General features: G+C 62.3%; 22 protein-coding genes. 9 read left to right on the forward strand and 13 right to left on the reverse strand.

From position 1 onward, the window contains the following. The first annotated feature begins 19 nt into the window (after window positions 1-19). Entirely contained in the window at window positions 20-889 is an 870-nt protein-coding gene (gene mmsB, locus LOZ74_RS07595; RefSeq protein WP_230293536.1) for a 3-hydroxyisobutyrate dehydrogenase, read from the forward strand. On the opposite strand, the gene LOZ74_RS07600 is transcribed toward mmsB, so the two are convergent. From LOZ74_RS07600 to LOZ74_RS07615, 4 genes are all read right to left on the reverse strand, one after another. Next, the gene (locus tag LOZ74_RS07600; RefSeq protein WP_230293537.1) at window positions 886-1,224 is read right to left on the reverse strand and encodes a PilZ domain-containing protein; all 339 of its coding nucleotides are present in this window, start codon (window positions 1,222-1,224) and stop codon (window positions 886-888) included. The genes mmsB and LOZ74_RS07600 overlap by 4 nt on opposite strands. 133 nt (window positions 1,225-1,357) lie before the next feature. Next, complete coding sequence (locus tag LOZ74_RS07605; RefSeq protein ID WP_230281221.1) at window positions 1,358-1,792, reverse strand: hypothetical protein; 435 nt, start codon at window positions 1,790-1,792, stop codon at window positions 1,358-1,360. A 148-nt stretch (window positions 1,793-1,940) separates the two neighbouring features. Then, complete coding sequence (locus tag LOZ74_RS07610) at window positions 1,941-3,548, reverse strand: UDP-N-acetylmuramoyl-tripeptide--D-alanyl-D-alanine ligase (protein WP_230293538.1); 1,608 nt, start codon at window positions 3,546-3,548, stop codon at window positions 1,941-1,943. Continuing rightward, complete coding sequence (locus LOZ74_RS07615) at window positions 3,545-4,348, reverse strand: alpha/beta fold hydrolase (protein WP_230293539.1); 804 nt, start codon at window positions 4,346-4,348, stop codon at window positions 3,545-3,547. Before LOZ74_RS07615 ends, LOZ74_RS07610 begins: the two co-directional genes overlap by 4 nt. Window positions 4,349-4,437: 89 nt before the next feature. On the opposite strand from LOZ74_RS07615, the gene LOZ74_RS07620 reads away from it, so the two are divergent. Continuing rightward, the gene (locus LOZ74_RS07620; protein WP_230293540.1) at window positions 4,438-5,607 is read left to right on the forward strand and encodes a hypothetical protein; all 1,170 of its coding nucleotides are present in this window, start codon (window positions 4,438-4,440) and stop codon (window positions 5,605-5,607) included. A 59-nt stretch (window positions 5,608-5,666) separates the two neighbouring features. Next, window positions 5,667-6,644, forward strand: coding sequence for a glucokinase (locus LOZ74_RS07625; RefSeq protein WP_230293541.1), 978 nt, complete (start codon window positions 5,667-5,669; stop codon window positions 6,642-6,644). A gap of 17 nt (window positions 6,645-6,661) precedes the next feature. Here LOZ74_RS07625 and LOZ74_RS07630 read toward each other — a convergent pair whose 3' ends face one another. The 5 genes from LOZ74_RS07630 to LOZ74_RS07650 form a co-directional block, all read right to left on the reverse strand. Then, window positions 6,662-8,698, reverse strand: coding sequence for a 3-hydroxyacyl-CoA dehydrogenase NAD-binding domain-containing protein (locus LOZ74_RS07630; protein ID WP_230293542.1), 2,037 nt, complete (start codon window positions 8,696-8,698; stop codon window positions 6,662-6,664). A 247-nt stretch (window positions 8,699-8,945) separates the two neighbouring features. After that, complete coding sequence (locus LOZ74_RS07635; RefSeq protein ID WP_230293543.1) at window positions 8,946-9,206, reverse strand: hypothetical protein; 261 nt, start codon at window positions 9,204-9,206, stop codon at window positions 8,946-8,948. A 381-nt stretch (window positions 9,207-9,587) separates the two neighbouring features. Beyond that, window positions 9,588-9,908 carry a hypothetical protein gene (locus tag LOZ74_RS07640; RefSeq protein ID WP_230293544.1) on the reverse strand — a complete coding sequence of 107 codons (321 nt, stop codon included), beginning with the start codon at window positions 9,906-9,908 and terminating at the stop codon, window positions 9,588-9,590. Between the two features lie 180 nt (window positions 9,909-10,088). Further along, the gene (locus tag LOZ74_RS07645) at window positions 10,089-10,307 is read right to left on the reverse strand and encodes a hypothetical protein (protein ID WP_230293545.1); all 219 of its coding nucleotides are present in this window, start codon (window positions 10,305-10,307) and stop codon (window positions 10,089-10,091) included. A 683-nt stretch (window positions 10,308-10,990) separates the two neighbouring features. After that, window positions 10,991-11,515: a hypothetical protein gene (locus tag LOZ74_RS07650; protein WP_230293546.1), complete on the reverse strand. Its 525-nt coding sequence runs from the start codon at window positions 11,513-11,515 to the stop codon at window positions 10,991-10,993. Window positions 11,516-11,697: 182 nt separating this feature from the next. Between LOZ74_RS07650 and LOZ74_RS07655 the strand changes: the two genes are divergently transcribed. The 5 genes from LOZ74_RS07655 to LOZ74_RS07675 all read left to right on the forward strand — a co-directional run bounded on the left by LOZ74_RS07655 (window position 11,698) and on the right by LOZ74_RS07675 (window position 16,773). After that, on the forward strand, window positions 11,698-12,492 hold the full coding sequence (locus LOZ74_RS07655; RefSeq protein WP_230293547.1) for a TlyA family RNA methyltransferase: 795 nt from the start codon (window positions 11,698-11,700) through the stop codon (window positions 12,490-12,492). Between the two features lie 17 nt (window positions 12,493-12,509). Then, on the forward strand, window positions 12,510-13,043 hold the full coding sequence (locus LOZ74_RS07660) for a TspO/MBR family protein (protein WP_230293548.1): 534 nt from the start codon (window positions 12,510-12,512) through the stop codon (window positions 13,041-13,043). Between the two features lie 141 nt (window positions 13,044-13,184). Further along, window positions 13,185-14,090 (forward strand): sulfate adenylyltransferase subunit CysD, encoded by a 906-nt coding sequence (gene cysD / locus LOZ74_RS07665; protein WP_230281211.1) that lies wholly within the window; start codon window positions 13,185-13,187, stop codon window positions 14,088-14,090. After that, window positions 14,090-16,021, forward strand: a complete 1,932-nt coding sequence (gene cysN, locus LOZ74_RS07670) for a sulfate adenylyltransferase subunit CysN (RefSeq protein WP_230293549.1) — start codon at window positions 14,090-14,092, stop codon at window positions 16,019-16,021. Before cysD ends, cysN begins: the two co-directional genes overlap by 1 nt. Window positions 16,022-16,023: 2 nt before the next feature. After that, window positions 16,024-16,773, forward strand: coding sequence for a 3'(2'),5'-bisphosphate nucleotidase CysQ (locus LOZ74_RS07675; RefSeq protein ID WP_230293550.1), 750 nt, complete (start codon window positions 16,024-16,026; stop codon window positions 16,771-16,773). A 76-nt stretch (window positions 16,774-16,849) separates the two neighbouring features. Here LOZ74_RS07675 and aroQ read toward each other — a convergent pair whose 3' ends face one another. The 3 genes from aroQ to LOZ74_RS07690 all read right to left on the reverse strand — a co-directional run bounded on the left by aroQ (window position 16,850) and on the right by LOZ74_RS07690 (window position 20,024). Continuing rightward, window positions 16,850-17,290 carry a type II 3-dehydroquinate dehydratase gene (gene aroQ / locus LOZ74_RS07680; protein WP_230293551.1) on the reverse strand — a complete coding sequence of 147 codons (441 nt, stop codon included), beginning with the start codon at window positions 17,288-17,290 and terminating at the stop codon, window positions 16,850-16,852. A 78-nt stretch (window positions 17,291-17,368) separates the two neighbouring features. Then, complete coding sequence (locus LOZ74_RS07685) at window positions 17,369-17,719, reverse strand: response regulator (RefSeq protein ID WP_230293552.1); 351 nt, start codon at window positions 17,717-17,719, stop codon at window positions 17,369-17,371. A gap of 193 nt (window positions 17,720-17,912) precedes the next feature. Beyond that, window positions 17,913-20,024: a protein-disulfide reductase DsbD gene (locus tag LOZ74_RS07690; protein ID WP_230293553.1), complete on the reverse strand. Its 2,112-nt coding sequence runs from the start codon at window positions 20,022-20,024 to the stop codon at window positions 17,913-17,915. Between the two features lie 189 nt (window positions 20,025-20,213). On the opposite strand from LOZ74_RS07690, the gene LOZ74_RS07695 reads away from it, so the two are divergent. Next, complete coding sequence (locus LOZ74_RS07695) at window positions 20,214-21,437, forward strand: FAD-dependent oxidoreductase (RefSeq protein WP_230293554.1); 1,224 nt, start codon at window positions 20,214-20,216, stop codon at window positions 21,435-21,437. An 18-nt stretch (window positions 21,438-21,455) separates the two neighbouring features. On the opposite strand, the gene LOZ74_RS07700 is transcribed toward LOZ74_RS07695, so the two are convergent. Continuing rightward, window positions 21,456-22,412 (reverse strand): hypothetical protein, encoded by a 957-nt coding sequence (locus tag LOZ74_RS07700; RefSeq protein WP_230293555.1) that lies wholly within the window; start codon window positions 22,410-22,412, stop codon window positions 21,456-21,458. Window position 22,413 lies beyond the last annotated feature (1 nt).

The raw sequence follows: 22,413 nt of genomic DNA on the forward strand, positions 1-22,413 counted from the left end.
TTCTGGAGAGGATAGCAAAATGAAAATCGCCTTTATCGGCCTTGGCAACATGGGTGGCGGCATGGCCGCCAATCTGGCGAAGGCAGGGCACGATATATCCGCTTTCGACCTGAGCGAGGCTGCATTGGCCCATGCAGTCGAAGCGGGCTGTACCGGTTTTGCCTCGGCCAAAGAGGCAGTGGCGGGTGTCGACGCGGTGGTGTCGATGTTGCCCAATGGCGCGATCGTCGATGCGGTCTATGGTAACGAGATCATCGGCCATGCCCCCAAGGGCGCATTGCTGGTCGATTGTTCGACCATCGATGTCGCCACCGCGCGCAAGGTGATTTCGGCGGCGCAAGCGGCCGGTTACGACATGGTCGATGCACCGGTTTCGGGCGGCATCGCGGCGGCCAATGGCGGCACGCTGACCTTTATGGTGGGCGGGACCGATGCTGCTTTTGCACGCGCGGAACCCGTTCTCGAACCGATGGCCAAGGCCGTGATCCGCGCCGGGGATGCCGGTGCGGGACAAGTGGCCAAGATGTGCAACAACATGCTGCTGGCATGCCACATGATCGGCACGTGCGAGGCGCTGAAACTGGCCGAACGCAACGGGCTGGCGATGGAGAAATTTCACGAGATCAGTTCGAAGTCGACGGGCTATTGCTGGTCGCTCAACGATTACACGCCCGCACCGGGTGTCGGCGCGGCAAGCCCTGCCGATAATGGGTATGCAGGCGGTTTCGCCGTGGCGCTGATGCTGAAGGACCTGAAACTTGCCATGGATGCGGCAGCAGGCAGCGGGGCCAAGGTGGACCTGGGCGCCAAGGCGACCGAGATTTACGAGGCAGCCAATGCGGCAGGCTTGGGGGGCAAGGACTTTGGCGCGATTTTCGAAACGCTTTAGTCTTCGCCGGTTTCGGCCATTTCCTCTCCCGACGGCGCGCGCAATATGGGCGCGCCGCCGCGATAGAGATGTTCCAGCACGACGCGGTGAAGCGGGCGCTTGAACTCCACCCCATAGAACGAGCCGTCGTTCCAGCAGATGCGCGCGGGAAAGGCCGAGATATGCCCCATGGTCAGCATGATATCCGCGCCGATCGGCAGTTGGTACATGCGTTCAAGCAGGCGGCAGCCCTTTGGCGACAAATCGATGATGATCGCCGCGCGCTCGCGCCCGTTGGTGATGCGATAAAGTCCATGAACCGTCACTCGCGAACGGTCCTCGATGCGCAGGTTCATAATGGCTCCGGATTGCGTGCCTGCGCAAGCTATCACCAAGCCGTGCAATAATTCGTTAACGCTGCCGATTATCCACCGCAATCCGTGCCACGATGCCGCGCCGGTGCCGCTGATCGGGCACCGGCGCACATCTTCATTCGGCGCCGGCCTCTTCCCATTCGGCCAGCTTGGCGGTGGCGGTGGTCGGACCGGAGACGATGACATCCTCGTGGTCGTTTATCATCGCCATGAATGCGCCGGGTGCTGGCTTGGGAATGTTCAGCTTCTTGCCGGCCGCTTCCATCTTTTCCATCGCGTCGTCGGGCCAGGGCTGCGATATCTGGATCATCGTCCAGCCCGCGCCCTGTTCGTGAAAATAGAACACATCGGCAGGCAGGCCCGCTTCGGCGGCGACCTTTTCGCGCATGGCCATAAAGCGCAGCGCGTCCATATACCGGTCGCCCTTGATCTTGTAGAGCGTGATGATGGTGGAATCGTCCAGCGACTGCGCGATGGCGGGTTGCGCGGTCAGGGCGATGGCAGCGGTGCACGCCGCGATGGCAGTGCGGCGGATCGTGGACATATTCATGAGGCAGTCCCCTCTTATGAGCGTGACAATGCGCGACCCATTGGGAGAGATTGTTTCAGGTATCGGCCTTTGATTGACGAAAACGACTCCCCCAACCCGACTATGCGGCGGGGGAGGCCATCATTCAAACTTTAAGTAAATCACCCCGTCAGAGCAGACGCTTCTCTTCAAGAAGGTCAGGCAGGTCGTTTTCATACAGCACGACATCTTCGGGCTTTGTGTCGATCTGCAAAGCCTTGCGTGCCTCGGCAAAGCTGGCGACTTCGATCGCGGGCTTGCCTGCGGCGGCCAGCGCGCCGGTAAAGGCGGGAATGCGCGAAGGATTGACCGCATAGATCACATCGGCCAGCCCCGCCGCATATTCGCCCAGCTTGGCATGGACGCGGTCGTGCTCCATCCCCAGCTCGGCAATGCCGGGGGTGACCAGAATCGCCCGCCCGCCACGCTGTTTCGCCAGTTCGGATGCCACCGCGACGGCATTGCGGAACCCGGCCTCGTTCGCATTATAGGCATCGTCCAGCACCAGCGCCTCGCCGGGGCTTTCCCGCTTTTGCAAACGGTGCGGCACTTGTTCGACATCGGGCGTGACCAGCGGTATGCGCTTTGCAATGGCGGGATCGATGATCGCGGCCATCGCCACGGCCAGTGCCGAATTGGTGACATTGTGTTCGCCCAGCAGCGGCAATTCATAGCTGATGGTGCCAATGCCTTCGCTGCGCCTGTCCTTCAGCGTAATGACCCAGTCGGCATCCTGCAGCGCGGCGCTGACAATGCGGATATCGGCGTTTTCTTCCGGCCCGACGGTCACGACCTGTCCGGGGAAGCGTTCGGCCAGCCCGCGAAACGGGGCGTAATCCATCACCTGCGTCGCGACGACGGCCGTGCCGCTCTTGTCGCACACGGCCTCGACCAGTTCGGACTTGGCCTTTGCGATATTCTCGACCGATCCGAACCGTTCGGTATGCGCGTCGCCGATGGCGGTAACGATGCCGTAATCGGGCTGCACGAACCGGCACAGCCGTGCAACCGAACCGATACCGTATGCACCCATTTCGGCGATGAAATAGCGATGGCTCCATTGCAGCCGTTCGCGGATATGACGGGTAAGGCCCAGCACCGTATTGATCGACCCGCGCGAGTAGAATACCGGCGCGGACACGCCCAGTACCTCGGCGAAAATATGCTTGGTGGTGGTCTTGCCGAAGCTGCCGGTAATGCCGATGCGCAAGGGATCGAGCCGTGCCAGCTTGTCGCGTGCTTCCGCGACGAATCCCTCGTTCACCCTTTCCTGTACGGGTTGCAGAATGGCATTGGCGATGATCAGTGCCAGCGGCGGCAATTGTATCGCGATCAGCGCCTGTATCGGCCCCATCGTGGCCAGCAGGACCAGCAGCACGCAGATGATGGCGGCCACATTGCGGATACGTCTGGCCCGTTCGGTCAGGGCGAGCGGCTTTTTATAGCGATATTGCTTTTCGTGCCATGCGATCGCCACCAACAGCGCCGCACTGGCAAGGATCGAGGTCAGCGCCAGCCCGACCAGTTCGCCCTTTGCCATGGCGAGCGCGGCAATGCCCGTCAGCACCAGCAGGACGATGCTGGCGCGAACATCGAACAGCCGCATGCGCAGGATCGCGGCGGGGAAGCGGCCGGCGTTATATTCCTCCTGCTGGAAATAGGTGAGCAGCGTATGCAGCCGCACCCAGAGCAGAAACGCGAATGCCGCAGCGAACAGGATGACGGTCAGATAGATCATCGGCCGCGCTCCGTCGTTCCGGCCCCTGGCAGATCGCTGGCCGTCGGCGCGCCCTTGGGCAGCCCTTCCTTAATGGCCAGCGCGATCTGGTGCCGCCCGCGGTCTAGGATCGAGATATGGTCGCAGAACGGCACTTCGACATAGCTGGCAGCCGGCACCAGCGAAGCGATCTTGCGGCCCACCTCGGGCGGGGTGTCGACATCGTCGGCACCATAGATCAGCGTGGTCGGCATGGTAATGCGCGGCAATTCGGCGGTCTGGTCCTCGGTCACCGTGGCAGTGAAAATATCGCGCATGCCGGTTTCGCGGCTGTGCACGTAATCGGGGCTGCCGAATTTCTTTTCGAGCGCGATCAGCGTCGCCTCGTCCTTCGCCTGTGCCTTCAGGCGCTGGAACCGGGCAGACCGGCGCTTGCCCTTGAACTGTTCCCACCGCGAGCGGCTGCGGGGCACGCCTGCGCCCGCGACGATCACCAGCCGCTCGATCAATCCGCCCGACCGGCGGCCGAGCCGCAGGCCGATCCGTCCGCCAAGGCTGTGCCCGACCCATGTGCACAGGTCGAACCCCAGCTGGTCGACCATGTGGCGCGCCATGTAATCGGCGTATTCCACCGTTCCCCACGCATCATCCGGCCTCTCGGTCTTGCCGAAACCCGGCAGATCGAACAGGTAGGCATCGATAAGCGGCGCAAGCGCCTCGGCAACAGGGATGAAATCGCGGTGCGAACGATCCCAGCCGTGACCGAACGCCACTTTGGGCGCGCCCGGCGTGCCGATCCGAATATGATGGGGAGGCTTCATGCCGCCCTTCTTACAGCGCCAGATGCGGCGCACAAGATGAGCACGCGTCACCCTGTGGGTGGCCTGCGTTGGAACTGGGGATAGCGCACATGTCGGTCGCGAATGACAACAGGTTGAAAGTAGCCGTGCTGTTCGGCGGCGCCAGTCAGGAACACGATGTCTCGGTCGTGTCGGCCCATCAGCTGATGGACGGCTGCGACGTGCGCGAGATCGAGGTGATCCCCGTCTATACGGATTTCGAGAACCGCTTCTTCTCCGCCCCGTTTCTGCGCGACATCAGGCGGTTCAAGCCCAAGCCCTCTGGCGCGCCCGAAGTGTTTTTCCGCTGGAGCGAGCGCGGCCCGGTCATGCAGACGTTTCAGGGGCATGAGCAGACGCCCATTGATTGCGTGCTGCCCGTTTTCCACGGACCGTTCGGAGAGGACGGGCGCCTGCAGGGCCATTTCGAAATGCTGGGCATTCCGGTAACGGGCTTTGCCGCCGGTTCCAGCGCGATGGCCATGCGCAAGGACGCGACCAAGGCGCTGGTAAAGCTGGCGGGCGTAAACGTGCTGGACCACGTGACCGCGAACCGCGCGAAGCTGGCCGATACGCAGGCCCTGATCGCGGAGGTGGAAGCCAAATTCGGATTTCCGACCATCGTGAAGCCCGCGAATCTGGGCAGTTCCATCGGGGTCGGACTGGCCAGGACAGCGGCCGATTTGCCCGCGCTGGTCGCCTATGTGCTGGCGCAGGACAATCTGGCGATTATCGAGCCGCAGGTTCAGAACCTGGTCGAATATAATATCGCCATGCGATGGGACCGCGATGCACAGGATGTAAAGCTGTCGGCGATAGAGCGTCCGAAGAGCGGTGCGGAACTGCTGGATTTCAAGGAAAAATATCTGTCGTCCGGTGGCGGGACCAAGGGGTCTTTCCTGCCGTCCGAGGGCATGTTGTCGTTAACCCGCGATATCAATCCCGATCTGCCCGCCGACATGAAGGCGACGATCCACGACTATGCCCGCCGCGCCTTTATCGCGCTGGGCCATCGCGGTGCGCCGCGCATCGATTTCATGTCGAACCGCGAAACGGGCGAAATCTGGTTCAACGAGATCAACGCCATTCCCGGTAGCTATGGCTTCTTCCTGTGGGAGGCGGCGGAGGAACCGTTGCTGTTCCCCGAACTGGTCAATCATCTGGTTTCGGAAGCGCTGGCAGGCAGCGTGAAGCGGTTCGACGATCCGGTGCCGCAGGGTGCCTATCTGCTGCCGCGTTAAAAGAAGGCGATTGCGGGCTTTCGTATCGGGCCATCGCTGCTAGGCATAGGGCCATGATTATGGACCAGAAACTCGTCGCCATCGATGTGGGCGGTACCAATGCCCGTTTCGCGATTGCCGAGGTCGCAAACGGAGCCGTCACCCGTCTGGCCGAACCGATTACCTTCGCCACGGGCAGCGTTGCCGGCCTTGCAGCGGCATGGCAGCGCTTTGCCGATGCTCAGGACGAGCCGCTTCCCCGCGCTGCGGCGATAGCCGTGGCGGGGCCCGTCAGTGCCGAGACGATCAAGTTCACCAATTCGCACTGGATCATCCGGCCTGCCGAAATCGCATCGGAACTGGGGGTCGATTCCCATGTGCTGATAAACGACTTCGAGGCAGTGGGCCATGCGGTGGCCGCAGCCGATCCGGCGCATTTCGAACATCTGGCGGGGCCGGAAGAATTTCCGCCCCATGGCACGACCACGATCTGCGGGCCCGGCACCGGCCTTGGGGTCGCGGCGCTGATCAGGCGGGCGGACGGATCCTATCGCGTGCAACCGACCGAGGGTGGCCACATCGGATTCGCGCCCGAAGATCGCGTGGAGGAACAAATCCTCGCGAACGTGCGCGCATCCCTTCCGCGCGTGTCGGTGGAACGAATGTGTTCGGGACCGGCGATCGTTTATCTGGCCGAATCCATCGCGAGGATGGAGGGGCTGCCCATGCCATCGGGTGATGACCGCGAATTATGGCTGTCGGCGTTGACGGGCAGCGATCCTGTGGCGGTGATGGCATGCGAACGCTTTTGCATGATCCTGGGCGCGGCGGCGGGCGATCTGGCACTGGCCCATGGTGCCAATGCGGTTGTCATCGCCGGCGGATTGGGTCTGCGGCTAAAGGATGAGCTGTCGAAACCCGCCTTTGCCGACCGCTTCGTCTATAAGGGCCGGTTCAGGCATTTGATGGAAAAGCTGCCGGTCAAGCTGATCACCCATCCACAACCTGGGTTGTTCGGTGCGGCGGCGGCCTATGCGCAGGCCCATGGACCTGCTTAGGACCGCCGCCCGACCGGTCAGGTAAACGAACCGCCCGACGCCGCCTTTTCAGCAAGCAGCTTGGCCGGTTCGATGCCCATCGCCTTCAAACCTTCGACGATTTTGGGCAGGCCGTGGATATCGGCCCAGCACATCGGTCCACCCTGATAGGACGGCCAGTTATACCCTAGGATCGCGGTGACATCGATATCGCCCGCCCGTAGCGCGATCCCCTCTTCCAGAATTTTCGCGCCTTCGTTGACCACCGGATAAAGGAGGCCAGTCAGCACCTCGTCCGCCGTCAGCGGCGGCGCCGCCTCGATACCGTTTGCGGTGCGCACTTTTTCGACGATTTCCAGAGCGGCGGGGGCAGGGGTGCCACGGCGCTTTTCGTCATAGTCGTAGAAACCGCCATTCAGCTTTTGCCCGCGGCGTTCGGCTTTTACCAGTTCGCCCGTCATGGTCACTTCACCGGGGAAGGTGATGACATCGAGCCCGATCAGGTCGAGCAGGGCGATCGGGCCCATGGCAAAGCCGTATTGCTTCATCGCGGCATCGATTTCCTGCATCGGCGTGCCGCGTAGCAGCATGTTCTGGCTGGCGACCAGATAGGGGAACATCAGGCGATTGGCGATGAAACCGTCGCACACCCGCGCCAGCACGGGCGTCTTGCGCAACGTCTTGCCCAGTTTCATGCCTGTGGCGATCACGCTGTCCGAACTCTTGTCGCCGCGCACCACTTCCAGCAGAGGCATGACATTGGCGGGCGAGAAGAAGTGCAGTCCCAGCACCATCTCGGGCCGCCTGGTCAGCGCGGCGATGTGGTCGATATCGAGGAAGCTGGTGTTCGACGCCAGAATAGCGCCGGGCTTGGCGATCGCGTCCAGACGGGAAAAGACCTTTTCCTTGACCTCCATGCTTTCGAACACCGCCTCGATCACCAGATCGACATCGGCCAGATCGTCCATGTCGAGCGTGCCGGTGATCAGGCCCGTCAGGCTCTCGACCTGATCGTCGGTCAGCCGGCCCTTTTTCGCCGTATTCTCGTAATTCCTGCGGATCACTCCAAGGCCGCGCTCCAGTGCTTCAGCCTTTACCTCGACCAGCTTGACCGGAATGCCAGCATTGGCAAAGCACATCGCAATACCGCCCCCCATGGTGCCCGCACCGATGATGCCTACGCTTTTGATGTCGATCAGCGGGGTCTCCTTGCCGATACCGGGCACCTTGGCGGTGTCGCGCATGGCGAAGAAAACATGGATCAGGGCACGCGACTGGTCCGATGTCAGCAGGCGGGTGAACTCGCTGGTCTCGACCTCTATCCCCTGCGCAAAGGGCAGTTCGACCGCTGCCTTCACGCATGTGACGATCGCGTCGGGTGCGATGACGCCGCGGAACAGGCGGCCATGCGTTTCCCTGATACGGTCGAACAGGGCCGGATCGGACCGGTCTTTCGCGGTCCATTCGCTGTCTTGCGAAGCGCGGGGCAGGGGGGCATCCTGCGCCATCAGCGCCGTGGCCATTTCGATGGCGGCCTTGTCCTGTTCGCCTGCGGGTACGATCTTGTCGATCAGGCCGGCTTTCAGCGCCTTTGCCGCGTCGATGGGTTTGCCCGTCAGCATCATGCCCAACGCAGCCTCTGCGCCGATCAGGCGGGGGAGACGCTGCGTGCCGCGCGCACCGGGTAGCAGACCCAGTTGCACCTCGGGCAGGCCCATTTTCGATCCCTCTGCCGCGACACGATAATGGCAGCCCAGCGCCAGTTCCAGCCCGCCCCCCAGCGCGGTGCCATGCATGGCCGCAACGACCGGCTTTTCCAGAGCCTCTATCTTGTCGAACACATCGCCGTGGAACGGGGCAGGCACGTCGGGAAATTCCCCGATATCGGCACCGGCAGGAAAGGTCGCGCCCTCGGCACGGATCACCGCGGCGAGAATATCGGCATCGCCTGCAATCCGGTCAGCCGCGGCGTCGAGCCCCTTGCGCACTTCGTGACCCAGTGCGTTGACGGGGGGATTGGCGATCGTGACGATCGCGATGCCGTTTTGGACTTCGACGGTGACGGCCTCTGCCATTCTGCTCTCCTAGTTGTTTGTCGGCTCAACATTACCCGGCCAGTTTGAACCTGTCCGGACCGACTGGTGCGCCGGTAAAAGACGAATCGTATACTGGCACTTTGGCTGAGGGGATGGCGCGTGATGCCCCCGTTGGCAAATTTGCGTATGGCAGAACCGCCGCGCCAGTATTTTGCCTGGAGAGCGCGCATGAAAAAGCCGCCCGGTCACTGGGACGGGGCGGCCTTTCGGAAATCGAAGCGACGGATCAGAAGCTGACCGGCGGCGGCTCCGTATCGTCGTCGTCCTTCTTGGTGGCGACATACACGCCGCCTGCGATAAGCAGCAGACCCAGCAGGATCAGCAATGTCCCATTACCGTCGGCGGTAAGCTCGCTCGTTTCGCCGGCGGGACCGGCAATGCGGGCGTTGGCAGCGCCAACAGTACCGAGCGGAGCAGCATGAGCGTGAATCGGCGCAATCACCACATTAATAGCGATAATGGCAGCCGTGAGTCTCTTTAGCAGCATCGTTCCTCGCAAAAATTGCCGTTCGTTTCGAAAGCCTTTGTTCCCACAAAGCGACTATATTGCAATGCAGTATGGCCGATGCCTTGATATCATGGCCTCAATGGCCACGAATTCGATGTTTTAGGGATATTTTGCGAGGCAAACGTTGACGCCAATCAGGGCGGCTGTTAATTTTGGGGCGCAAAAATGCTTTATTTTTCATCAATTTCACCGAGCTATTAACAAATAGCCTTAACAGCTGTGTCATTTTTGCCCGCGGAAAATAAATTTTAAAACAGCCTCTGAAAGCGAGGGTTGCAGTGCGAAAAACAAATCGACGCAGCGGAACAAACCGCTACACCGGTTCGGCCCAAGAGATCGGGAGAACTGCGATGTTAGTTGTTACCGGCTGACCGGCTTACACTTTTTCTTGATTTCGCCACTGATGCCATAGCCGTGATGCGGTTTGGCAATATTGGAAACGCATCGTCCGGGCGCATCTCCCGATTTACCGGGGTAGCCGCTGGAATGATGGCTCTTGGTGTTCTTATTACCGTCATCGTGCGATTTGCCCGATTTGTGTTCATAGGACGAACCGTGCGAAGACTTCTGGCCCACGGTATTGAGCGGGCTGGATTTATTCGACTTGGCCATCGCCGGAGCGCTCGCCAGCATGACAGCCGCCATGCCCATTGCCGAGGTGCTGAGGATTTTCTGGATCATGGTCGATCTCGCTCGCTAGTGTGAATAGTCAGACTAGTAGCTTTGCGCAGGATACACCGGTTCATGCTGCAGTGCAAACAAGCTTGGGAAAATCCGGCCAAGGCGGCAGTATTCGGACCATATAGTCGGCAAGCGGTTCATGCAGCGGGGCGAAACGATCCGTCTCGCCCCGCCCGGTAATTACACGCTGACCGGATCGTCGTCGTCATCGTCGACGACCAGCCAGACGCCGCCGCCAATCATGGCCAGCATAAGGGCGATCGGAATAAGGCTCGATCCGCCGAGCTCGCTGCTTTCCGCCGCAGGTTGCGTCGCGCGCTCGGCGCTTTGGGCGCTGGCCATTACCGGCGCGGCGATTAGGCCTGTCGCAGCTAGGCTGCAGGCGATTTTTTTCCACATGGCGCAAGTCTCCTTCTAAAGCCCGACCGCAGCCGCAACGGGTGACAGGACAAAAGGTTCTCGCAAATGCGATGAGCCGAAGTGCGGGTATCGGGTGGGAATAAGCGCGCTGATACCGCTAGTTGGCAGCATTCAGGCGTCGGTCGCTGCTGCAGGCGCGAACAGAGACTGCCGCGCGGCGCCGATATGAGAAACCCCGCAGCGAGCAGGCTCGCCACGGGGTTTCGCATGGTCAGCGGCCAGGAAGTGCCGCCCTGACGAAGCCTTTATCGCTCTTCCGCGCCCGCTTGCCGATCAGGAAAATTGCTTTTCGAGGAAAGGCGCAGGCGGCGAAAGTAACTCAGCGATAATGCCTCGTAGTGGACTTCACCGACCTCTCTGCTGGACCATGAGACATCGGATCACCTCCTTTCGCGCCGGGGCCAAGATTGCCGCGCATTCGCAAGCCCCCTGGTGCCTTGCGTGCGGCCGGGCCGGGGCGGGATCCGGGCCTTCGCTGACCGCTTCCTGGCGGTCTGCGGCGACCCGTCGCCCCGTCCTTGATTCGCAGGCTGCAGTTTTTGCGCTGCAACGACAAGGCTTGAAATTGTTTTATTCACTGTCAGAATAGACGGGTTGTCGCAAATCAGGTCAAGCCCCTCAATACACAGGGTGAATTGCCGGATTTTCGCCCTTTTGGCGCGCTATTGACGGCAATCCTGCACCACCCGCGCCACTTCCGCCCAGCTCGGCATCACCAGCAATGTCTGGCCCGATACCGACACGGCGAATTTTCCGCGCGAGAATACGATGGCATCGACCAGCGAATCATTGGGCGACAGGCTGGCGACCAGTTGCGGCGAAGCACCCGACTGAACGGCGGCGGGCACTGTACGGGTGGTAGAGGTCGTCGCCACCGTCATGCCGGTTTCGGCGGCATTCGCGGGGCTGCCCGCGCGCCACAGGCGGATCTGGCGGCTCGGCCTTTCGCAGGCCATGGTGAACTGCGCACCCGATTGGGTGGTACCGAACAAGGCGCGGGTAACATTGCCGTCCGCGCGATAGGCCCAGGTGCCTGGGGTCACCGGCGCATCCTGCCAATCGGCAATCGTCCGCTGGACCGGTGCGGGCGCCGGTGCCGGAACGGGCGCAGGGGCCGGAGCGGGGGCGGGCGGGGGCGGCGTCGGGGCACATGCGGTCGTCAGCGCCAGCCCCGTTGCGGCGATCATTGTACCCGTCAATGTCCAGCAACGCCGCATGGCCGCGGCGGCGGTCGTGCGGCGCGCGGTTTCTGGGATTGCGGAAACGGGCGAAAGGGAATTGCGGCTTGGCGTCATGGTCTGCTTATGCGAAGCCTTCACCGTTCGCTCAAGCGCCAATCGGCCAAAGCGGTTTTTCCAGCCGACCGACAATGACAGAATCCCCGAAAAACAGCTCCTCAACCGACAAAAAGCAGAAACCGCGCAAGATGCGGGTGGACCAGATGCTGGTCGAACGCGAACTGGCCGAAAGCCGCAGCCGCGCACAGGCGCTGGTGATGGCGGGGCTGGTGTTCGCGGGCGAGGTGAAGATCGCCAAGCCCGGACAGCAACTGCCGTCCGATGCCTCCATAGAGGTGCGCGGGCGCGATCATCCATGGGTGTCGCGCGGCGGGATCAAGCTGGCCCATGCGCTCGACCATTTCGGGTTGAACCCGGATGGTGCGACGGCGATGGATATCGGCAGTTCGACCGGCGGATTTACCGATGTGCTGCTGACCAACGGGGCAAGCCATGTTTTCGCCGTCGATTCGGGCACGAACCAGCTGGCCTGGAAATTGCGGAGCGATCCGCGGGTTACCGTGCTGGAACAGACCAGCGCCCGCATTCTGACGGCGGAACAGATCGACCGCCCCTGCGACTGGGTGGTGTGCGACGCCAGCTTCATCTCGCTGGCAAAGGTGCTGGCTGTGCCGCTCTCGCTCGCCGCGCCGGATGCGACGCTGGTCGCGCTCATCAAGCCGCAGTTCGAAGTGGGGCGTGAGGAAGTGGGCAAGGGCGGGGTGGTGCGTGATGCGGCCTTGCACGAACGGGTTTGCGAGGAAGTGGCAGGCTGGCTGCGATCCCAAGGCTGGACTGTGCGCGGCCTGACCGAAAGCCCTATCAAGGGGCCTGAAGGCAATATAGAATTCCTGATCTGGGCAGCGAGGGGAACACGCGCGGCCTGAGGGGAGTTGGAAACGGTATGAACACGCCCGAAGACCGCACAGCGACCGAACCGCCGGTGCACATTCCGTCCTATCGCCAGAAATCGACGCTTTGGTGGGCGATGATCTGCGTGCCCACAGTGGTGATTCTCGGGCTGGCGTCAGGGCGCCTGTCAGGGTCGGGCGTTGGCGATCCGTGGTTCGATGCGCTGGTAAAGCCCGATATCTTCCCGCCGGGCTGGCTGTTTGGCGTGGTCTGGACGATTCTCTATGCGATGATGGGATTTGCACTGGCACTGGTGCTGGCCAGCGACCGCAAGGCGCATAAGCAATCCGCACTGGCGATATTCGGCGTCCAGCTGGTGGTGAACCTTTTATGGTCGCCGATCTTCTTTGGAATGCACATGTTGGCATTCGGGTTTTTCTGGATCGTCCTTCTGGTGATTCTGGTGCTGGCGACCATTGCCTATACCGCGCGGGTCAGCCGTTTGGCGGCGGCATTGCTGGTGCCCTATCTGGCGTGGATCGCCTTTGCCTCAATTCTGAACCTGCAATTCTGGCAGCTCAATTGAATAGGACGCATCTGGCGAAAAGCCGCTAAAAAATCGCTTGAGGCGCTTAAAGAGATTTTTTCTACCCCCTGAAAAACCCGCCCGTTATCCCATTGCCGGACACCGCCAATTTCCTGTGCGACCCGACAAAGGGAGCGAGTTTTGCCACGTGCATTGACCCATCTCGAACGGCTTGAGGCCGAGAGCATCCACATCATCCGCGAAGTCGTGGCAGAGACCGAGAATCCGGTCATGCTCTACTCTGTGGGCAAGGACAGCGCCGTGATGCTGCACCTTGCGAAAAAGGCGTTCTATCCCAGCCCGCCGCCTTTTCCGTTGATGCATGTCGATACGACCTGGAAGTTTCAGGCGATGTACGAATTGCGCGACCGTGCCGCCAGCGACGCGGGCATGGAACTGATCGTGCATCAGAATCCCGAAGCGAAGGAGCGTGGGATCAACCCGTTCGACCATGGCCCGCTGCATACCGATATGTGGAAGACCGAGGGGCTGAAGCAGGCGCTGGACATTCACGGTTTCGACGCGGCCTTCGGCGGCGCCCGGCGCGACGAGGAAAAGAGCCGCGCGAAGGAGCGCATCTTTTCGTTCCGGACGGCCAGCCATGGCTGGGACCCCAAGAACCAGCGTCCCGAATTGTGGAACCTTTACAACGCGAAAAAGGCGAAGGGTGAGAGTATCCGCGTCTTCCCGATCTCCAACTGGACCGAGCTGGATATCTGGCAATATATCCAGCTTGAGGGGATCGAGATCGTCCCCCTCTATTTCAGCGCCCCGCGTCCCACGGTGGAGCGTGACGGATTGCTGCTGATGGTCGACGATGACCGCTTCCCCCTGAAAGAGGGCGAGGAGCCGGTCATGCGTTCGATCCGGTTCCGCACATTGGGTTGCTATCCGCTGACCGGTGCGGTCGAGAGCGAGGCGGCGAACCTGTCCGAAGTCATTCAGGAAATGCTGCTGACCACCACCAGCGAGCGGCAGGGCCGCGCCATCGACAAGGATGCGGGTGGTGCCGGCATGGAGAAGAAGAAGCAGGAGGGCTATTTCTGATGTCGAATATCCAGGACGAGCCCGTCTACAAGACCGATGCGCTGATCGAGCAGGACATCGACGCCTATCTCGAAAAGCATCAGCACAAGACGATGCTGCGCTTTATCACCTGCGGCAGCGTGGATGACGGTAAATCGACGCTGATCGGGCGCTTGCTGTACGATTCGAAGATGATCTTCGAAGACCAGCTGGCGGATCTGCAGGCCGATTCCAAGCGTGTGGGCACGCAGGGGCAGGAGATCGATTTCGCCCTGCTGGTCGACGGTCTTGCCGCCGAACGCGAACAGGGCATCACTATCGATGTCGCCTATCGCTTCTTCGCCACCGAAAAGCGCAAGTTCATCGTCGCCGATACGCCGGGGCACGAACAATATACGCGCAATATGGTGACGGGGGCATCCACCGCCGATCTCGCCGTGATCCTTGTCGATGCGCGCAAGGGCGTGCTGGTGCAGACGCGCCGCCACAGCTTCCTGGCCCATCTGGTCGGGATCAAGCACGTCGTGCTGGCGGTCAACAAGATGGACCTGGTCGATTACGACCGTTCGGCGTTCCTCGACATCGTGCAGGATTACCGTGAGTTCGCAGAGGAAGTGGGGATCGAGGCGTTCACCGCCATTCCGATTTCGGGCTTCAAGGGCGACAATATCACCGAGCTGTCGGGCAAGACGCCGTGGTACACCGGCCCCACGCTGATGGAGCATCTGGAGACGGTCGAACTGTCCTCGGACGAGGATCTGGCCAAGCCCTTCCGCATGCCGGTGCAATGGGTGAACCGACCGAACCTCGATTTCCGGGGTTTTTCGGGGCAGATCACCGGCGGCACGGTCAAGCCCGGCGATCCGGTGCGCATCGTGCCTTCGGGCAAGTCGAGCATCGTCAAAAGCATCGTCACTTTCGATGGCGATCTGGAAGAGGCGCAAGCGGGCCAGTCGGTAACCATCACTCTGGAGGATGAAGTCGACGTATCGCGCGGCAGCGTGATCGCGGCCGCCGATAATCCGCCCGAAAGCGCGGACCAGTTCGAATCCACCATCGTATGGATGTCGGACGAGGCGATGCTGCCCGGCCGGTCATATTGGCTGAAATGCGCCAGCCAGACCGTATCGTGCAGCCTTCAGCAGCCGAAATACCAGATCGACGTCAACACGCTGGACCATCTGGCCGCCAAGACGCTGGAACTGAACGCCATTGGCGTTGCCGAAATGGTAACGGACAAGCCGCTCACATTCCTGCCCTATCGCGACGATCAGGGACGGCTGAACAAGGCGCTGGGCGGGTTTATCCTGATCGACAAGATCACGAATCAGACCGTGGCGGCGGGCATGATCCATTTCGCGCTGCGCCGTTCGCAGAACGTGCACTGGCAGGCGATGGATATCACCCGCGAGGCGAGGGCCGACCTTAAAAACCAGACGGCCAAGGTGCTCTGGTTCACCGGCCTGTCGGGTTCGGGCAAGTCGACCATCGCCAATCTGGTCGAAAAGCGCCTGCACCGGATGAACCGCCATTCCTTCCTGCTCGACGGCGACAATGTGCGCCACGGGTTGAACAAGGACTTGGGCTTTACCGATGCGGACCGGATCGAGAATATCCGCCGCGTGGGTGAGGTGTCGCGCCTGATGACCGACGCGGGCCTGATCGTCGTCACTGCCTTTATCAGCCCGTTCCGGGCCGAACGCGACATGGTGCGCGCGATGATGGAAGAAGGCGAATTCGTCGAGGTCTTTATCGATACGCCGCTCAGCGTTGCGGAGTCGCGCGATGTGAAGGGCCTGTATAAAAAGGCGCGTTCGGGCGAGCTCAAGAACTTCACGGGGATCGACAGCCCCTATGAAGCGCCGGCCAATCCGGAAATCCGTATCGACACGACGAGCATGACGGCCGAGGAAGCGGCCGACCGCATCGTCGAATATGTGCTGGGGTGGTGACGATGACGGACACGATAATCAGGGACGATGCCGAACTGGCTGCGCGGCTGGCCGAGGTCGCAGGGCGCATCGCGGTCGAGGTGCGCGACAGCGGGCTGATCGAGGGCAAGCCTTTGGGCAGTGCGGGCGACAATACCGCCAATGCCTTTCTGATGCGCGCGATCGCTGCCCAGCGTCCCGACGATGGGGTCTTGTCCGAGGAAAGCCGTGACACGATGGAACGGCTGGGCAAGGACCGGGTGTGGATCATCGACCCTGTCGACGGCACCCGCGAATACGGCGAGCGACGGACCGACTGGGCCGTTCATGTCGGCCTTGCGATCAAGGGCGAGCCGGTCATCGGCGCTGTCGCGCTGCCGGGCGTTCCCACCGTGCTGCGCACCGATGAGGTGACGGAACTTCCGCCCGCGCCTGAACGGCTGCGTATGGTCGTCAGCCGCACGCGCCCCGGCAAGGACAGCGAGGCCGTTGCCGAGGCGATCGGCGCCGAACTGGTCCCGATGGGAAGCGCAGGGGCCAAGGCCATGGCGATTATTCGCGGAGAGGCCGATATTTATCTTCATTCGGGCGGGCAGTACGAATGGGACAATTGCGCCCCTGCTGCGGTGGCGCTGGCGCATGGGCTCCACGCCTCGCGAATCGACGGTTCGCCGCTGCGCTATAACCGCGAGGATGTGTCGCTGCCCGATCTGCTGATCTGCCGCAAGGATCATGCGGACAGGGTGCTAAAGCTGGTTTCCGAGCTGGCCTGATCGCGGCCGGTAGATATGAAAAAAGCCCCGCGCGCCGGTTCGCGCGGGGCTTTTTTTCGCACCTGTTGCCTTTCGGTCAGCCCTTATCGATCAGCCGCGAAACCGCATCGATGGCATAGCCGTAACCCGCCACACCGCAGCCCACGATCACGCCCGCCGCAATGTCGGAGAGATAGCTGTAATGACGAAAACTCTCTCGCGCATGGACGTTGGAAATATGGATTTCGACGAAGGGTCCGTCGAACGCAGCCAGCGCATCGCGGATCGCGATCGAAGTGTGGGTAAAGGCTGCGGGGTTGATGACGATGCCGTCTGCCTTTCCACGCGCTTCCTGTATCCAGGTTACCAGATCGCCTTCGGAATTGGATTGGGTAAAGCGCATCGCATGACCGAGAATGCGGCATTTTTCGGCACACAGGCTTTCCACGTCGTCCAGCGTGTCATGCCCGTAAATCTCCGGCTCACGCGTGCCGAGCAGGTTGAGATTGGGTCCGTTGAATACGCAGATCAGCCCCATGGCCCGTCCAGTCGTTGCGCACGGCCAGCCCGTGCCCCTATGGCTTAGGTAACGGCCAAGCGCGGCGCAAGCTGGCGGCTAGCGGCTGTGGACGAGCATGCTGCGCAGCGAATCCTCCAGCGTGCCGACCGAGCAGGGTTTTGCGCAAATGGCGGCATCGGGATAGCGCTGTTTCAGAAACTCGGGCTTCGCATGGCCCGAGTGAAAAATGATCGGGACATTCATTTCGGCAAGGCGGTCGGCCAGCGGCATTACATCGCCATCGGTCAGTTGCACGTCCAGAATGGCTGCTTCGGGCCGCACCTCGCCAATCGCGCTCATCGCGCGGGCCACGCTGGGGTAGGGGCCATCGACTTCGTACCCGCAATCGGCCAGCCGGTCGTGCAGGTCGAATGCGATGATCATTTCGTCTTCAACAAGAAGAATCACTGGTCTTTCTCTGCATTCCTTGCGTTCAACAGGTCCAACAGCAGTCATTCCTTGTCTGCCCATCTTGTCCGAACCGCCTGATGCCGTTCGATATTTTCGGACCCCTTGTGTTGGTCCCGCGCAAACGGGGCCGACGAAAGGGAAACGCGGTTCCGGTTGCGCGGTTCCGCATGGGATTCAATTGGATGGATTCTTACCGTTCGGGCTTCCCGTTCGACAAGACCGCCCTGTCGATCAGCAACTGGCTGTGCAAAACTTGCGGAAGCTGATCCGCCTCGTGCCCGGGCCGATACCATAGATAAAGCGGCACTCCCGCCGCCCCTTGGGCAGACAGGAACCGGGTGATCGCGGGATCGCGGCGCGTCCAGTCACCCGCCATGACGGTAACACCATTGTCGCCGAATGCCTTGATCACCGGATCGCGGGCGATGGCGACCTGTTCGTTGACCTTGCAGGTGACGCACCAGTCGGCAGTGAAATAAAGGAACACCGGTCCCTTTGCGCGTGCCTGTGCCAGGGCATCCTCGCTGAATGGAAGGGTACCGGGTATCGCGCTTTCGGGGGGGCGATTGTCTTGCGGATCGACAAAGGCACTGGCCGCGCCCGCGCCTGCAAGCGCGACAAGGCAGGCGGCCACGGCGGGCAACATGGCCGACAAACCGCGGCGCTGGCGTTTGCGCACCAGCCAGCACAAGGCCAGCACGAGCAGCGTGAGCAGCACACCACCTGCCAGCAGTGCGGTTCCCCCCAATCGCCACCCCAGCCACAAAAGCGCCATGTCCGTCAGCGCCATCGGAATTGCCATGATGCGACGAAACCGCTCCATCCAAGGGCCGGGGCGTGGCAGCAGGCGGCGCAGGGCGGGAATAAAGCCGATCGCAAGAAATGGTGTGGCAAGGCCAAGGCCCAGAGCGCCGAACAGCAGCAAGGCCTGTACCGGCGGCAAGAGCAGGGCCGCGCCCATTGCCGCTGCCATGAAAGGCGCGGTGCATGGCGTGGCCGCAACGGCCGCCAGCAAACCGGTCATGAATGCGCCGCCGCCGTTGCTTTCCACGCCGACGGGTAGGGTGAATTCGAAAAGCCCCGCCAGATTGGCGGTGATCGCCACCACCAACGCCAGCAAAAGCACGATCGTCGCGGGTTCCTGCAATTGAAAGGCCCAGCCGATCTCGCTCCCCGCAGCGCGCAATGCCAGCATCACCCCGCCCAGCGCCAGCACGGCCAGCACCACACCGGCGGTATAGGCAAGCGCCTCGCGCCGGGCTGCGTGGCCGTCGCCGCCCGCACGCGCCAGATGCAACGCCTTCAGGCTGAGGATCGGGAAGACGCAGGGCATGATATTCAACAGCAACCCGCCCGCGAAGGCCGCTGCGATCAGTGCAAGGCCCGTGCTGCCGAACAGGCTGTCCGGTTTGATGTTCGCACCCGATATGGCCGGAACCTTGCCTGCTTCGGCGGTAAATCCGATCCCTGCGCCTGTCGTGTCGAGCCGCAGCACCATTTCCAGCGGCCCGCCCGCCCTGGCGTTCTGACGCGCCTTGGACGCTACGATCAGCCAGTCGCCTTGCCGTTCGAAGTTCTGCGGGGCGGCGTAATCGACGATCCCGTCGTCTGCGAAGAACAGATGCGGCTGATCCTCTTGCGCACTGGCGGCAAGCGGGACGGCAATGCGGATATTCCCGCCATCGATCTGATAGCGGCCCTTGGCCAGAACCGGTGCGGGCAGTGCTTGTCGCCATGACGCAAAACGCGGATCGGAAACTGTCGCGGCGGAAGGGTTGGCATCTTCTGCGGCGACGGTGACCACCGCTGAAAGCTCGGCCTGTTCGGGCACGCAGATACGGTCGGTGCAGGCCAGCCAGTCTGCCCGCAGCCGCACAGGCAGCGCGTCTCCCGCCGCTGCATCGACGGGCACGGTAAAGGGTACCAGCACCGCATAGGGCCCTTCGTAGACATGGTTCATCAGCGAGCCGATCAGCAAAGGCTCGGGCGTGGGATAGAGCGGTGCGCCGGTCATGGCACCGTCGGGCAATTCCCAGTCCAGCCCCATGCCAAAGCCTGCATCCCCCGGGTTCAGCCAATAACCGTGCCAGCCGTCTTCGGGCCTCATCGCGATGGCAATTTCGATGGTTTCGCCGGGCTTGGCGGCGCGTTCGGGGACCAGTTGGGCGGCGATATGGTTGGTCTGGGCGGCAGCGGGCACGGCGATGAAGCCGAGCAGCGCCATCAAGATCGCAATGAACAGTCGCAGCGCCGGATGCGCCGGTCGAGGCGGTCGAATGCTGGGCTGCGACGGGCTGGTCATGCGGGGGTGTGCACTCTGCAATCGTTGGCTGCAATCGTTGGCCGAAATCGCCGATCCGCCGCGATGGGGCTTGCGCCATGGCGGGCAGGCGGCCATCTGGGCAGGACTTATCGAAACTCGCGCCGGGACTTAGGCATCGCAGTGCCCTATGTCCATATTGCGCGGGTTTGGAAGGCGGAAGGAATGACGATGACAGAGACGGACCGGCGCGATGTCGTGATACTGGGCGGCGGGCTTGTCGGGTTGACGCTGGCGCTGGCGCTGGCGCGGCAGGGCATCACTAGCCATGTCATCGACGCAGGCGATCCCGGCGCGCAAACGGCCGAGGGTTTCGACGGCCGCGCCTCGGCCATTTCGACTGCCAGCTGGAACCTGTTCGGCAATATTGGCGTGCAACCGTTCCTCGAACCTTTCGCCAGCCCGATTACCGAGATTGCGGTCAGCGACCAGTTGAAGCCGGGCGAATTGCGATTCAAACCGGCCGAGGGTGACGGTTCCCTGGGCCGCATGTTCGAAAACCGCCGCTTGCGTATGGCCCTTTTCGAAGCGGTGAAAGGCGTGACCGAAATCGCCTATCACCCCAATAGCCGCGTCGTGGAGCGGCAGCGCGGCGCGCATGGCGTGGCGGCGGTGCTGGCCGATGGCACGCGGTACGAGGGAAGCCTGCTGGTCGGCGCCGAAGGGCGCGGCTCTCCCACGCGGGAAGAGGCGGGGCTGGTCGTGGCGAAATGGAATTACGGGCACCGTGCGATCATCTGCGGGCTGGCACATGAAAAGCCGAATGACGGGATCGCGTGGGAGATTTTCTATCCCGCCGGACCCTTTGCCTTGCTGCCGATGAACGATGACGAGATGGGTCGCCACCGCACCGCACTGGTCTGGACCGTGGCAGAGGATGACGCCGCCGCGTGGCTGAAACTGGGCGAGAAAGCCTTCGTGGCCGAGGCCGAAAAGCGCATGGGCGGATTGCTGGGCAGGCTCGATCTTGCCAGTCCGCGTTCGTCGTTTCCGCTGGGATTTCACCATGCGCCCACGATCGTCGCTGACAGGCTGGCGCTGGTGGGCGATGCGGCACATGGCATTCACCCGATCGCGGGGCAGGGTCTGAACCTTGGCCTGCGCGATGCGGCGGCGCTGGCCGAAGTGTTGGGCGAAGGGGTGCGCCTGGGCCTCGACCTTGGCGATGCGCAGATGTTGAAGCGGTATCAGGACTGGCGCGGGCTGGACGATTTCATGGTCGCCGCCGCAACCGACGGGCTGACGTGGATTTTCGGCGTGCCGGGCAGGACGGCGGGCGCTATCCGCCGCTTGGGCATTAGCGCGATCGAGCGGACCAATCCGTTGAAACGCTGGTTCATGGACGAGGCGCGCGGCGTATCGGGCAAGCTGCCCGAGCTGTTGCAAGACGCCTAGCGAAGGCTGTCCGGCGCCTTACCGGGCCGAATTGACGGTCTGGTTGCTACCGCTTGTGGCAGTCCCGCCATCGTCGCCGGCAGAAGCGGGGCTGGGTTGGGCGGGGCTGGGTTGGCGCACCGGCTGTCCCTGCGAATCCGACAGATTGCGCGGTTCAAGCAGCGCCGCCGTTTCGATCAGGTCCAGTGCCTGCTGCGTCGCTACATATCGCTGGGCGTTTTCCAGCCATTCCTTGGTCGCGTCGCGATTGGGAAGGCGCGCCACCAGCGCGGCGGCAGCCTCTACACGCCCGTCGTTCAGCAATTGCTGGGCCCGTTCCAGCCGGACTACCGGTTGCGGCGACGGCACATCGGCCTTGCGCAGAACGAACAGTCCCGCGATCTCTGAACGGATGCGTGCCCAGCCGGTCAGATCGTCGGGCTCTGCCACGGCCGTTTCGGGCAGGCTTTGCAACCCCTGCCGCAACTGGTCGAGGGTGACCGGATTGCGCGCACTGTTGATAATGGTGCGCACCGCATTGGGCTGGGCATTGCCAAAGCGCAATTGGAGCTGGTTTTCCAGATAGCCCAGCGGCGCGCCGCGTTCGACCAGGCGGCGCGCGGCAAAGGCGACCAGCAGCCCTTCGGCGCGGGCGGCATTGCCCGACGCGGCTTCGGCCTGCATGTCGAGCCGGTTGAGGCGGCGTTCCAGATCGCCGACCCGCTGGCCCACCGTCATCTCACCCTCGGGCAAAGCGGGCAGCGGCGCGGCGGCAGTCAGTTCCGCCTCTGCCGGAGGCGCTGCCTCGACCGGTGCTGCGACCTGGGCGGGTTCGGCCGCGGGGTCGGTCAGCCAGCCGGTGCTCCACGCAAGGTAAAAGGCGGCGGCAAGGCCAAGGACGAATGCCAGCAGAACGCTTGCCGCAATCTTGCGGAAACGGTTGCTGCTGCGGGATTGGCCATAGGGCACTGAGGCGTGGGGAGCGCTGGAGTCCATC

This window comes from Croceicoccus sp. Ery5, from assembly GCF_020985325.1.
Lineage (GTDB): Bacteria > Pseudomonadota > Alphaproteobacteria > Sphingomonadales > Sphingomonadaceae > Croceicoccus.

Excerpts from the sequence above, each read along its gene's own strand:
- mmsB (WP_230293536.1), top strand. The coding sequence starts at position 20 with ATGAAAATCGCCTTTATCGGCCTTGGCAACATGGGTGGCGGCATGGCC.
- LOZ74_RS07600 (WP_230293537.1), bottom strand. The coding sequence starts at position 1,224 with ATGAACCTGCGCATCGAGGACCGTTCGCGAGTGACGGTTCATGGACTT.
- LOZ74_RS07605 (WP_230281221.1), bottom strand. The coding sequence starts at position 1,792 with ATGAATATGTCCACGATCCGCCGCACTGCCATCGCGGCGTGCACCGCT.
- LOZ74_RS07610 (WP_230293538.1), bottom strand. The coding sequence starts at position 3,548 with ATGATCTATCTGACCGTCATCCTGTTCGCTGCGGCATTCGCGTTTCTG.
- LOZ74_RS07615 (WP_230293539.1), bottom strand. The coding sequence starts at position 4,348 with ATGAAGCCTCCCCATCATATTCGGATCGGCACGCCGGGCGCGCCCAAA.
- LOZ74_RS07620 (WP_230293540.1), top strand. The coding sequence starts at position 4,438 with ATGTCGGTCGCGAATGACAACAGGTTGAAAGTAGCCGTGCTGTTCGGC.
- LOZ74_RS07625 (WP_230293541.1), top strand. The coding sequence starts at position 5,667 with ATGGACCAGAAACTCGTCGCCATCGATGTGGGCGGTACCAATGCCCGT.
- LOZ74_RS07630 (WP_230293542.1), bottom strand. The coding sequence starts at position 8,698 with ATGGCAGAGGCCGTCACCGTCGAAGTCCAAAACGGCATCGCGATCGTC.
- LOZ74_RS07635 (WP_230293543.1), bottom strand. The coding sequence starts at position 9,206 with ATGCTGCTAAAGAGACTCACGGCTGCCATTATCGCTATTAATGTGGTG.
- LOZ74_RS07640 (WP_230293544.1), bottom strand. The coding sequence starts at position 9,908 with ATGATCCAGAAAATCCTCAGCACCTCGGCAATGGGCATGGCGGCTGTC.
- LOZ74_RS07645 (WP_230293545.1), bottom strand. The coding sequence starts at position 10,307 with ATGTGGAAAAAAATCGCCTGCAGCCTAGCTGCGACAGGCCTAATCGCC.
- LOZ74_RS07650 (WP_230293546.1), bottom strand. The coding sequence starts at position 11,515 with ATGATCGCCGCAACGGGGCTGGCGCTGACGACCGCATGTGCCCCGACG.
- LOZ74_RS07655 (WP_230293547.1), top strand. The coding sequence starts at position 11,698 with ATGACAGAATCCCCGAAAAACAGCTCCTCAACCGACAAAAAGCAGAAA.
- LOZ74_RS07660 (WP_230293548.1), top strand. The coding sequence starts at position 12,510 with ATGAACACGCCCGAAGACCGCACAGCGACCGAACCGCCGGTGCACATT.
- cysN (WP_230293549.1), top strand. The coding sequence starts at position 14,090 with ATGTCGAATATCCAGGACGAGCCCGTCTACAAGACCGATGCGCTGATC.
- LOZ74_RS07675 (WP_230293550.1), top strand. The coding sequence starts at position 16,024 with ATGACGGACACGATAATCAGGGACGATGCCGAACTGGCTGCGCGGCTG.
- aroQ (WP_230293551.1), bottom strand. The coding sequence starts at position 17,290 with ATGGGGCTGATCTGCGTATTCAACGGACCCAATCTCAACCTGCTCGGC.
- LOZ74_RS07690 (WP_230293553.1), bottom strand. The coding sequence starts at position 20,024 with ATGACCAGCCCGTCGCAGCCCAGCATTCGACCGCCTCGACCGGCGCAT.
- LOZ74_RS07695 (WP_230293554.1), top strand. The coding sequence starts at position 20,214 with ATGACAGAGACGGACCGGCGCGATGTCGTGATACTGGGCGGCGGGCTT.
- LOZ74_RS07700 (WP_230293555.1), bottom strand. The coding sequence starts at position 22,412 with ATGGACTCCAGCGCTCCCCACGCCTCAGTGCCCTATGGCCAATCCCGC.